Raw genomic sequence first — 10729 nt, forward strand, 5'->3', positions numbered from 1 at the left:
TGGTATAATAAGAGTATAATAATCTAGGAGAAGATGAATGATAAAAGATAAAATGCACAAACATCTAAATCAAGTTTATTACTCTATGTTAGCAAGGTGTTATGATGAAAAACATTGGGCTTATAAATGGTATGGGAAACGTGGAATAGGTGTTTCTGATGAATTTAGTGATGTAGCTAAGTTCAGAAGTTGGGCAATGCAAAACGGAGTAGAATTTGGTTTGCAATTAGATAGGATAGATAATGACAAAGACTACTCACCAAGTAATTGTAGGTGGGTTCCTGAACATACAAATAAACGTAATCGTTCTGATAACGTTAAGTATAAGGGATATATCTTGAGAGACTATCTAAAAAAATTATCTGAAGAAAACAACATTTCTTTTTCAACTCTTGTCTACAGATATTATCGTTCCATAAAACGAGATGATATAATCGTTAATGATGAAACAATAGATGATATCTTATTGAATTATAAAAAATACGATTTAAGACAATTTTCAAAAGGTGTGGACATGTCTGGTAAGACAATTGTTCGAGATGAAAAAGGGAGATTTGTGACATATTACTGAAGCTAATCAATTACCACTGCTGGTAGAAATATCAGTAAGGTTTAACGACTAGATAGAGTAAGCTAAGTGAGAAACGGTACATAGTATCGTTTTTTTTATATGCAGAAATATCCACGAAATCCGACACCCTGATAAGGGTGAAGAGATAGTCTGAACTTACGGGAAACCGTAAGAAGTAGAGGATAAAGAGCCTCTACGGTAACAAAATTGAGCTATGGAATTTAAGCTGATGGGCCTTGAGATGATTACTAAGACCAAGGAAGCGAACTATAAGCGAGGATTGCGTCAGCGTATTGCGATTTTTGCTCATTACTTGGGTATGAAACAGATTGCACTAGAGTCTCATTCAATCGTTCCACAATTCAGCCGTGGTTTGCCTAAAAACTTGCTGGAAATCTCTCAGATTGTGAACAATTTGGAAGGTAAAGTGACCAATAGGCAGCTTATTTCTCTCTTGCCGTTTGTGGAAGACCCTGACGCTGAACTGGAAGCCTTGGAAGAAGAAAAAAAGAAGAACATGGAAGACATGCCGATGTTCAACAAAGACAACACGAAACCCGAAGACGAGGTAGAGGATGAAGAATCAGGAGTATTGGGCGAAGAGGAAAGCCAATCTGATTTACCAGCAGATGGACAAGGCCGAAAAGCAGGCAGACCAGTTCGATAAGGTCTATCAGGAAGCCAAGACTTACTTGGATAAGGAAGTCAATAAGATTTTTGATAAGTTCCAACGTGATTATGGTCTAAGTCAGGTAGATGCTAGACAAGTCTTGAAGAACATGAAAGACAAGAAAAATCTGAATGAACTTCGTAAAGTACTTGAAGCAAGACCGAATGACCCGAACATCCAAAGATTACTAGCTGACTTAGACAGCCCAGCTTATTCTTTTCGTATGAAGCGCCTAGAGCGTTTGAGTGATGATTTAGATCGTATGCGTGAATCTATCTATCATTCAGAGAAGACAGGCTCAGACGCCTTCTATAGCGACCTGATGAAGGATAGTTACTACAAGGCTACCTTTGACCTGCAACAGCAGACAGGGCTGGCATATGGCTTTTCTGGGCTTCCTGAGAGCGAGATTAAACATCTACAGTCTTTTAGTTGGGTAGGAGATGGAAGTACCTACTCAACAAACATCTGGAAGAATACGGGGAAGCTTACTTCTAGCATAAAAGATGAACTACTCATGAGCCTCATGACAGGAAGAGGAACACGAGAAACGGCACAAGCAATTGCTGAGCGGTTCAATGTGGGGCAGAACGATGCAAGGCGTTTGGTTCGGACAGAATCAGCCTTTTTTCATAACCAAATGGAACTACTCAGCTATGAAGAAGCAGACATAGAGAAGTATATCTTTGTAGCCGTCTTAGACAAGCGTACATCACATATCTGCCAAGAGCACGATAATAAGGTCTATGATAGGGATAAGGCTGTCCCTGGTGTCAATTGTCCGCCTATGCACCCTTGGTGTAGGTCTACTACTGTCGGATACGATGAGGACGCAGACTACAGCAACTTGAAGCGCAGAGCAAGGAATCCAGAGACAGGTAAGACCGAGCTAGTACCTGCTGATATGACTTATAAAGAGTGGTATAGCAAGTATGTTGCGAAAGATGTAAAAAATGAAATACAAGATTACAAGAAAAGTGACCAAACCGTTTCAAGATATAATACCCAAAAATTGTTTTCTGATGTTAGTAACGCATGGGATGAAATTGGGAAGGGTGGATTATCGAAAGAACAACTCGTAGGCTTACTAAAATCTGAATATGAATTAGGTAATTTTTCGAGTGATATAACCAAATTGATAGGAGTAAGTTCTGCTTATATAGATGTTAGCAGTTTAGCTACTTCATTAGTGAGACATGGACAACAGTATTCCTTAGATGAGTTTATGTTAATAAAAGAGGCAGTTCAAAAACCTTATTTGATTCTAGATAATTCAGAGAGGGTTGAAAAATCAATTATTTCATATGTAAAAATACCTAACAAAGATAAGGTCATTATGGAAGCGGTGATGGTGCCACGAGATGAAATGCTAGTCATTCACTTTAACAAGGTGGGGATTCGTCAAGTTAAAAAGAATGGAAAAAATATGTTGACGCTTTACAAAAAGGAAAAATAGTGCTATACTTTTGGTAAAGATAGAGGTTGAGAATCTGTCACCAACGCGCCACTTATAGTGGGTCGAGAAATGCAGGAGCCCCGACAGTCCTGCCTATCTTGCGCTTAGATAGTAATCTAGGCGCTTTTTTGTTGCAATAAACCACTATAAACCGCATCGAAATCTAGGCGGTTTTCTTATGCCCTAACCGTATGGAATCCCGTACGGTTTTAATATTGTCCAAGCATTGAAGACACTAAAAGCTATGGAAATTACAGTCGGGGACGACTTTAAAAATAGGAGGTTCGCAATGAACGAAGAAACACAAACAGTCGAAACGGTTGAAGAACAAAAGGTACCTGCAGAACCTGCACAACAACCGCAAGACGAGAAGAAGTACACGGACGCAGATGTCGATGCTATCATCGATAAGAAGTTTGCCAAGTGGAAGTCAGAGCAAGAAGCCAAGGAAAACGAAGCTAAGAAGCTTGCTAAGATGAACGCTGATGAAAAACAGAAATATCAGTTGGATCAGCGTGAGCAAGAACTAGCTGACCGTGAAAAGGCTATTGCTCGTAAGGAATTGACCGCAGAGGCTAAAGCAATGCTAAGTGAACGTGACTTACCTGTTGAGTTAGTGAATGTAGTTGATTTGACAAGCGCAGAGACGGTATCGCAGTCTGTCGCTGTATTACAGAAATCATGGGAACAAGCCGTGCAAAAAGGCGTACAAGAAAAGCTAAAAGGCGGAGCTCCAATGAAGCAAGCACCAGTCGATAGTGACGGTATCACAAAAGAAGAATTTGCTCGCATGGGTTATCAGAGTCGAAATGAACTCTATCAAAAGAACCCAGAACTCTATAAGAAATTGAAAGGTTAAAATAAATGACAGCAGGACAAACTAAACTAGCCACTATGGTTAACCCAGAAGTGATGGCGGACATGGTTTCCGCTAAACTACCTAAATTGATTAAATTTACTCCACTTGCTTATGTGGAAACAGCACTCCAAGGACAACCAGGGAACACTCTAACAGTTCCAGCATGGGAGTACGCAGGAGATGCGACTGAGGTTGGAGAAGGTCAAGCTATTTCTCCAGACAAATTGACTACTAAAAAGACTACTATGACCATCAAAAAGGCTGCTAAAGGTTATGAAATTACCGATGAAGCTCTTTTGTCAGGTCTTGGTGACCCGCTAGGTCAAGCCACTTACCAGCTTGGTTTGGCTATTGCTAACAAGATTGATGATGATTTGGTAGCGGTGGCTAAGACTGCAACACAGCACGTTGCAGAAACTCCAACAACTCTTGAGGCAATTGATAAGGCTCTTGATATTTTTGAGGATGAAGAAGATGCACAGTATGTTGCTATCATCAACCCTAAAGATGCTACTAAGCTAAAAACCGACGTAGCAAAAGAATGGACTAAAGGTTCAGAGCTTGGAGCAAATATGGTTGTTTCTGGGACCTTTGGTGAAGTTGCTGGTGTGCAAATCGTCCGCTCTAAAAAAGTTGAAGAAGGTAAAGGTTTCCTTGTCAAAGTGTCTCCTAGCCAGACTCAGACAGATGATGCCAATAAATATGGTGCGTTTGTTATCATGCTAAAACGTGATGTGGCTATCGAAACAGACCGTGACATCCTTAAAAAGACAACGGTTATCACTGGTGACAAACACTATGGTGTTTACCTATACGACCCTACACGAGTTGTAAAATTCGGTGAGTAAGAGGTGATGATATGAGCTTATTGCTACGACGTCATTATATCCAAGAGGAGCAAGCTGGCCAGTATTCTGATTTAGAAAATAAGACTTTAGAAGAGTTGAAGAATCTAGCTAAAGAAGCTGGCATAACTGGTGCCTATAAGTTATCAAAAGCTGAAATTGTAGAGGTGTTGGAGGATTTAAAAAGTGAAATTTAAAATCAAACAAGATTTCTATGACTGGGAATTAAATGTGAAACGACTGGCAGGAGAGGAACTTGAGATTACTGAGGAGCGCTATGCCGAGCTGGCAGATAATTTCGCCAGCAATGGTGTCGCTATCTCAGACGTTCTTGAGGAAATTCTCCCTGAGCCTGAGTTTTTAGAAGAGGATTGATATGTCTATAGAGTTGCTGAAGAAAATGACAGGCGAAGAAGATACTCAGCTTCTCATGTTGCTCCAAACGAGGGCTACAAATCTTATCTTATCAGAGACTAACCGCACATCTTTGACACCTGCTTTAAGCCTCTTAATACCTGAGGTCGCTATCGAGCTCCACAATCGCTCAGGAGCGGAAGGAGAGCATTCCAGAACCGAGGGTGGTATAGCAGTAGTCTACGGAGAAAACGGCCTGTCTACGGGTCTTTTACAGCGTATACGCATGCACAGATTAGCAAGGGTGGCAGGCCATGTTTTTGAAGCAGAGTAGACTGAAACCTTATCCAATGCGACGGTTTGAAAAGACTGTCACAGAGGAAGGTGTCGCAAAAGAAGGGTATGCCAAGGAAGCTGAGACAGTCCGCCTTGAATTGTGGCCAGCTGGTAGTAAACTACAATCTGAATTGTATGGTGAGCGTGTCAACGACATTTTGAACGCAAATGCCAACAAGTCAGCTACTATCAAAGTGAAAGATGGTGTGTGTATCGATAGCCCGACGGAAGTGACTCACAGGGTTATCTCTAAAAAGGTCTACACATATCATCAAGTTTTGGAGTTAGAGCGTGTCAGAGCTACGAGGGGCAGATAGGCTCATAGCTAAATGTAGACGATTAGCTAGTAAAAAAGCTGGCGAGGATATCGTTTTACGTGCGGTACACAATGCTGCTATAAAGGTTGTCCAAGCCGATGCTAAAAGACTAGCACCAGGCAACAATGGAGAACTTAGAAACAGTATCAAGACTAGGGTTAAAATGGACGGAGATAAGGCTATAGGTGAGGTTTACACAAATCTACACTATGCTCCTTATGTTGAGTTTGGAACAGGACCCAAGGGTCAGGCTAGCCATTCTGGTATCTCTCCAGAAGTCAGCGTGACTTATCGCTCTAGTCCGTGGTATGTGCATGAAGACCAAATCAATGTAGGGCCTTACCACTTTCAAAAGATTGGGGAGTTCTACAAGATGTATGGTCAACCTGCTCAGCCTTATCTTTATCCAGCTTTGAGAGACAATCAAGAGCGTGTGTCTAAGAATATTTCGGATTATGTCCGTAGAAAGATAAGAGAACAAATAAAATGATTAATATCAAGCCTGTTATTTATAAAGAATTGCAAAAGGTTGCAGATAATGTGACTGATACGTATCCTAGCGATTGGGAGACTTTTCCAGTCGTTATTTTTTTGGAAGAACAAAACAAGCCGGGTGATTGGTTTGATGACCAGGAACAAAAATCCTCTATCCGCTACAAGGTGGATATCTTTGATGATACAAGCACTAGTGAGTTAGCTGTTAAAATCAATCAGATTTTTGAGTCTTTAGGTTTACGAAGAACCGACTGCCAAGACGTGCCAGACCCGTCCCATTTGAGACATAAGGTCATGCGTTTTGAAGGGGTTGTTGACTTACACTCAGAGCTTGTTTTTCAATTTAGAATGGAGAATTAAACATGTTAGCAAACGGAATTACGCTTTCTTATAGCGAAACCAAAGGTAGCTATACTAAGCTTGTTGGATTGAAAGAAGTACCAGAGTTTGGTATCGAACCTGAAAAAGTAGAGAACACTACTCTTGAAGATAAAGTTAAGAAGTACGAATTTGGTATTGGTGATGCAGGGGAATTGGAGTACAAGTTCTCTTATAACAATTCAAGCGAAACTGCTCCTTACCGTGTATTGCGTAAGGCAGCAGACGACAAGAAGAAACTCTACTTTGAACAAGCTTATCCAGACGGTACTAAGGTCAATTTTGAAGGCCAAGTATCTGTTAAACTGGGCGGTGGCGGTGTCAATGCCGTTATCGAGTTCACACTTAAGATTGCATTGCAGTCAGAATTGGAATTTACAGACGGTCTTGGAGGTTAATTAAATGGCGTTACCTTACTCAATTTGGAAGATTAGCGATGAGAAAGAGTTAAAACTACGACTTTCATCTCATCAAGCAGCAAAAGTTGAAGAAAAAATCGGTATGAACTTACTGAAAATCTTCATGCCTGAAGCTGGCGAAGAGTTTCCTTTGCCTCCTTTAAAAGTTGTATTGCTCTTGATTCATGGAGCTTTGCAAAAGTATGAGAATGGGTATTCTCTTGAGGATGTCTACGATCTATACGATGAATACGTGGATAATGGTGGAGACCAAACAACCTTCATGACAGAGGTTTTAATGCCACTCTTTGAAGTGTCGGGTTTTACTCCACGAGGAAGCAAGGGCAAGAAAACTTCCAAGAAGAAAATGACAGTAGTCGAGTAATCTTAACGGTAACGCAGATTATTGAGAGGCTTTATCCTATGTTTTTGGACATCGGGGGTAAGCCTCTTGATTTTTGGGATTTAACGGTGCTTGAAATCAGGGAAATGATTGAAAGCTACAACCGTGTCAAAATCCAAGAGCGTAAAGAGAAGATTATTGACTCGTACAGACTTTCGCAGATGATTTCCAATCACGTTTCTTTATTGTTATCCAAAGATGCCAAGGTTTTTGAGTTCTGGGAATATGCGCCTGAGTTGTTTGTAGAAGAACAACAAGCAGTAGAACAGGAACGACAGAGACAAGCGCTTTTGTTGCATAAGGAACGGATGCGTGATTTTGCAGATAGACATAATCGAAAAAGGAAGGAGGAAATGAATGGCAACTCTTGACGAATTGAAGGTCATGATTGACGCTGAGATAGCGCCTTTCAGGAAGAAGATGAAAGAAGTCGAGAATCAGGTCAAAGGAACATCTGACCAAGTGAAGAATGCCACTGCCAAAATTCGTGAACAGTCGAGCTCAATCGGTAGCGCGTTTGGCAAGCTGGCTAAGTTTGCTGGTTTTGCAATCCTTGGTAAGAAATTGCTTGATGTTGGGATGTATTCAACGCAGACAGCTCTTGAAGTATCAGCGGCTATGAACCAAATTAAGCGCCAGATGGGTGAGAGTTCGCAATCTTTCTTAAAATGGGTTAACGATAACGCTAATGCCATGAATATGGGTGTGGGCGAGGCTACTAACTATGGTGCAGTCTACTCAAACTTATTTTCTGGATTTATCAAAGACACCAACAAGCTAAGCGCTTATACTGCTAAGATGTTGCAGACGTCGGCAGTTGTTGCTGAAGGTTCTGGGCGCACGATTACAGACGTTATGGAGCGGATTCGCTCAGGTTTGCTAGGGAATACGGAAGCGATAGACTTTTGTCGCACCGCTTAGAAATAGGCGGATTAAGAACTTACCAAAATCGGTAAAACTCTAAATTTTAAGTAATTAAAACATGACGATACCGAGGTAAACTAAGCAATTAAAAAGGCTTGGTCACCGTAGAGCATAGGGATTGAACCTGTGCTTTTTGTTTTGTCAAAAAGTATAGAATAAAATATCCCCACGAGTGGTGAGCACCTAGACAATTCGGTTGTAGGTGAAAATATATGCCGAACTTACAAGAAATTGTAAGAAGTATGGATAAAAAGCCATGCGATAACATTATTGAGAAGACCTAGGAATCAACGTTAATGTGGCTATGATTGAGTCTACTGAAGCCTTTAAGAAGTTCGCAAACGGGCAAAGTTGGCAACAATTAGACTACCAAACCCAGCAACAAATCCGCCTAATGGCTATCCTAGAACAGGCTACAGCCAAATATGGTGATACCTTATCCAATTCTGTAAATGGGCGTATCAGCTTGTTTAAGTCGCTGATGAAAGATAGTGCATTGAATCTGGGTAATGCTATGTTACCGATTATCAATGCCATTATGCCTGTCTTGAACTCTTTTGCTATGGTCTTAAAGAATGTTACTGCTAAACTCGCTGAGTTTATCGCTTTGATGTTCAACAAGAAAGCAACAGTGAAAGATGGTGTTGGTGGAGCAGTTGGAGACATGGGTAACGCCATGAAGGATGCTGCAGGAGGTGCAGGAGATCTTGCTGATGCAGTAGACGACGCTGGAGATTCAGCAGGAGGACTTGCTGATAATCTTGGAGACTCAGCCAAAAACGCTAAGAAGGCCGCTAAAGAGTTGCTAGGTCTTTTGGGATTTGATGAGATTAACATCTTACAAAAACCAAAAGACGATGATGCAGGCGGGTCTGGCGGTGGCAAAGGTGGTAAAGGAAAGGGAGGCGGTGGCGAACCTTTCAAAGACATCTTGCCAGAAGTCGAGTTGACCGACATGGACAACCAGTTCAAGAGCATTTTTGATGGACTTGGAGATAAGCTCAAAGGGTTGTTTGACCTCTTCAAGAAAGGTTTTGATGCAGCATTTAGACCAGAAGGTATTGAACGCATTAAGACCGCCTTAGACCAAATAGCTAAGACAATGGGAGAAATCGCTACTGATCAAAGAGTTGTGAATGCCTTTAACCGAATGGCTGAGAAAATCGCTTATGCTTTAGGGCAAGTGACAGGCTCAATAGCTACTATCGGTCTAGGTATCGGTGTTTTCCTTGCCGAAAGTATTGCAAATGGTCTTGGAAGGCAAAAAGAACGCATTACCAGGGCGCTAGTCGCTTTGTTTGATAATATTGGTAACATTGCAGAGGCTGTAGGAAACATCGCTCAGGCCTTTTCTAGTGCTTTCTACGACGTCATTACCTCAACCGGTGCGGTTCGTATCGGTAGCGCTATTGTGTCAACTCTATTAAGCTTGACATCTACCATTGTTGAAGTCGGTAGCAAACTAGCAGGAAGTTTGTTTAAAGGTTTTGAAAAAGTCGTTGTGACAAGCGCTCCTAAAATTTCATCAATGCTTCAAAGTCTTTTGGACATTGTAGCTCCGATATTTGAAACTATTGAGAGTGTTGTTGATAAGTTTGGCGATGGCTTAAGTCGTGTTTATGATGAACATGTAGCCCCTGCTATTGACTCTATTGCTAATGCTTTTAACGGACTAATTGATATTATTCAAATACTTTGGGAAGGAAGTTGGAAGCCTTTTGCAGAGTTCTTGTCTAACACATTCGGCATAAGTATTGAAACCGTCGCTGATTTATTAGGCGGTATCATACTAGAAGCATTGAAGTTACTAGCTGATACAATCAAGCTAGTTGCTGATGGTTTTACTGCTTTTTCTGACTGGTGTAAAGAAAATAAAGAGATTATCTCTGTAATTGCTAATGTGATTGGTACGCTTGCAACTGCATGGCAGGGGATTAAGTTCTTGTCTTGGGCTGAACAAGCTGGAGGACTTGCAGGGGCATTCGAATTATTAAGTGGCAAGGTTTCCTTTATTGTTAGCGGAATTAAAAATCTTGGACTAGCTTTGAAAGCTTTGACATTTGATAAATTGGTCAGCTTCGGAGAAACCATCTATTTGAATGCGTTGTACGCAAAAGATTTTGTTGTCAATTCAGGTAAAACAATTGCACAGCTAGGGAAAACTGCTTTAGAACTTGGTAAATCAGCTCTAGCATGGACTGCTCATACAGCGAAAATGGGATTAGCAACCGCGGCGGAATTTGCACATTCTGTGGCAGCAGGAGTCGCTACAGCTGCAACATGGGCTTTTAATGCAGCGTTAGCAGTTTTGACAAGTCCAATAACCTTAGTTATTGCAGCAATCGCAGCCTTAATTGCTATTGGTGTCTTGCTCTACCAAAATTGGGACACTGTTGTTGAGTTTGCTAAAACAGCATGGCAAGGACTATGTGATTTTATCAGTGGTATTTGTCAAGCGATTGGCGAATTTTTCAGCGGTCTATGGACGAAGCTACAAGAAATCTTTGAGCCAATAGGTCAATGGTTTGGCGAGAAGTTCCAGCAAGGATGGGATGCAATAAGCAATACATTTAGCAAGTTGGGCTCTTGGTTTGGTGACCGTTGGAACGAATCTAAAGATGCGCTTGCCGAAGCAAACACTTGGTTAGGTGATAAATTCAAGTCCGGTAGGGGTAAAGTGAACTCAGCTTTTGAAAAAGTTGGCTCTTGGTTTGGTGATAGAT

14 protein-coding genes and 2 pseudogenes are annotated in these 10729 nt (G+C 41.2%); all 16 read left to right on the top strand.

Going from position 1 to position 10729, the window contains the following annotated elements; translation table 11 throughout:
* Positions 1–37: 37 nt before the first annotated feature.
* Positions 38–571 (top strand): hypothetical protein, encoded by a 534-nt coding sequence (locus HT687_RS07275; protein WP_000588570.1) that lies wholly within the window; start codon positions 38–40, stop codon positions 569–571.
* A 211-nt stretch (positions 572–782) separates the two neighbouring features.
* A pseudogene (locus tag HT687_RS07280) lies at positions 783–1238 on the top strand (phage portal protein); the annotation flags it as partial.
* Positions 1147–2697, top strand: a complete 1551-nt coding sequence (locus HT687_RS07285; protein WP_172924126.1) for a minor capsid protein — start codon at positions 1147–1149, stop codon at positions 2695–2697. The pseudogene HT687_RS07280 and the gene HT687_RS07285, both read left to right, overlap by 92 nt.
* 289 nt (positions 2698–2986) lie before the next feature.
* Positions 2987–3556: a DUF4355 domain-containing protein gene (locus HT687_RS07290; protein WP_001001558.1), complete on the top strand. Its 570-nt coding sequence runs from the start codon at positions 2987–2989 to the stop codon at positions 3554–3556.
* Between the two features lie 5 nt (positions 3557–3561).
* On the top strand, positions 3562–4404 hold the full coding sequence (locus tag HT687_RS07295) for a N4-gp56 family major capsid protein (RefSeq protein ID WP_000123891.1): 843 nt from the start codon (positions 3562–3564) through the stop codon (positions 4402–4404).
* 11 nt (positions 4405–4415) lie between these two features.
* Entirely contained in the window at positions 4416–4598 is a 183-nt protein-coding gene (locus tag HT687_RS07300) for a Rho termination factor N-terminal domain-containing protein (protein WP_000054933.1), read from the top strand.
* Complete coding sequence (locus HT687_RS07305) at positions 4588–4776, top strand: hypothetical protein (RefSeq protein WP_000669344.1); 189 nt, start codon at positions 4588–4590, stop codon at positions 4774–4776. Before HT687_RS07300 ends, HT687_RS07305 begins: the two co-directional genes overlap by 11 nt.
* A 1-nt stretch (position 4777) precedes the next feature.
* Positions 4778–5089, top strand: a complete 312-nt coding sequence (locus tag HT687_RS07310) for a phage head-tail connector protein (protein ID WP_000021225.1) — start codon at positions 4778–4780, stop codon at positions 5087–5089.
* Entirely contained in the window at positions 5070–5408 is a 339-nt protein-coding gene (locus HT687_RS07315) for a hypothetical protein (RefSeq protein WP_023937156.1), read from the top strand. Before HT687_RS07310 ends, HT687_RS07315 begins: the two co-directional genes overlap by 20 nt.
* A complete protein-coding gene (locus HT687_RS07320) occupies positions 5383–5898 on the top strand; it encodes an HK97-gp10 family putative phage morphogenesis protein (RefSeq protein WP_138699293.1) in 516 nt (171 codons plus the stop codon). The genes HT687_RS07315 and HT687_RS07320 overlap by 26 nt, the downstream gene beginning before the upstream one ends.
* Positions 5895–6263, top strand: a complete 369-nt coding sequence (locus HT687_RS07325; protein WP_000608236.1) for a hypothetical protein — start codon at positions 5895–5897, stop codon at positions 6261–6263. Before HT687_RS07320 ends, HT687_RS07325 begins: the two co-directional genes overlap by 4 nt.
* 2 nt (positions 6264–6265) lie before the next feature.
* Positions 6266–6679, top strand: a complete 414-nt coding sequence (locus tag HT687_RS07330) for a phage tail tube protein (protein WP_000880679.1) — start codon at positions 6266–6268, stop codon at positions 6677–6679.
* A 4-nt stretch (positions 6680–6683) separates the two neighbouring features.
* Positions 6684–7064 carry a DUF6096 family protein gene (locus HT687_RS07335; protein ID WP_001207822.1) on the top strand — a complete coding sequence of 127 codons (381 nt, stop codon included), beginning with the start codon at positions 6684–6686 and terminating at the stop codon, positions 7062–7064.
* Between the two features lie 38 nt (positions 7065–7102).
* A complete protein-coding gene (locus HT687_RS07340) occupies positions 7103–7453 on the top strand; it encodes a hypothetical protein (RefSeq protein ID WP_000478013.1) in 351 nt (116 codons plus the stop codon).
* Positions 7440–7985: pseudogene (locus tag HT687_RS07345) on the top strand (hypothetical protein); the annotation flags it as partial. The gene HT687_RS07340 and the pseudogene HT687_RS07345, both read left to right, overlap by 14 nt.
* Positions 7986–8304: 319 nt before the next feature.
* The coding region (locus HT687_RS11935; protein WP_345890533.1) for a hypothetical protein at positions 8305–10729 on the top strand (2425 nt) is incomplete at its 3' end.

The sequence above is a fragment of the Streptococcus sp. 1449 genome (assembly GCF_013276805.1).
Taxonomy (GTDB): domain Bacteria; phylum Bacillota; class Bacilli; order Lactobacillales; family Streptococcaceae; genus Streptococcus; species Streptococcus pseudopneumoniae.

What these genes read in the sequence shown, in the direction of transcription:
- HT687_RS07275 (WP_000588570.1), top strand. Translation starts at nt 38, where the DNA reads ATGATAAAAGATAAAATGCACAAACATCTAAATCAAGTTTATTACTCT.
- HT687_RS07285 (WP_172924126.1), top strand. Translation starts at nt 1,147, where the DNA reads ATGAAGAATCAGGAGTATTGGGCGAAGAGGAAAGCCAATCTGATTTAC.
- HT687_RS07290 (WP_001001558.1), top strand. Translation starts at nt 2,987, where the DNA reads ATGAACGAAGAAACACAAACAGTCGAAACGGTTGAAGAACAAAAGGTA.
- HT687_RS07295 (WP_000123891.1), top strand. Translation starts at nt 3,562, where the DNA reads ATGACAGCAGGACAAACTAAACTAGCCACTATGGTTAACCCAGAAGTG.
- HT687_RS07300 (WP_000054933.1), top strand. Translation starts at nt 4,416, where the DNA reads ATGAGCTTATTGCTACGACGTCATTATATCCAAGAGGAGCAAGCTGGC.
- HT687_RS07310 (WP_000021225.1), top strand. Translation starts at nt 4,778, where the DNA reads ATGTCTATAGAGTTGCTGAAGAAAATGACAGGCGAAGAAGATACTCAG.
- HT687_RS07315 (WP_023937156.1), top strand. Translation starts at nt 5,070, where the DNA reads ATGTTTTTGAAGCAGAGTAGACTGAAACCTTATCCAATGCGACGGTTT.
- HT687_RS07325 (WP_000608236.1), top strand. Translation starts at nt 5,895, where the DNA reads ATGATTAATATCAAGCCTGTTATTTATAAAGAATTGCAAAAGGTTGCA.
- HT687_RS07330 (WP_000880679.1), top strand. Translation starts at nt 6,266, where the DNA reads ATGTTAGCAAACGGAATTACGCTTTCTTATAGCGAAACCAAAGGTAGC.
- HT687_RS07335 (WP_001207822.1), top strand. Translation starts at nt 6,684, where the DNA reads ATGGCGTTACCTTACTCAATTTGGAAGATTAGCGATGAGAAAGAGTTA.
- HT687_RS07340 (WP_000478013.1), top strand. Translation starts at nt 7,103, where the DNA reads ATGTTTTTGGACATCGGGGGTAAGCCTCTTGATTTTTGGGATTTAACG.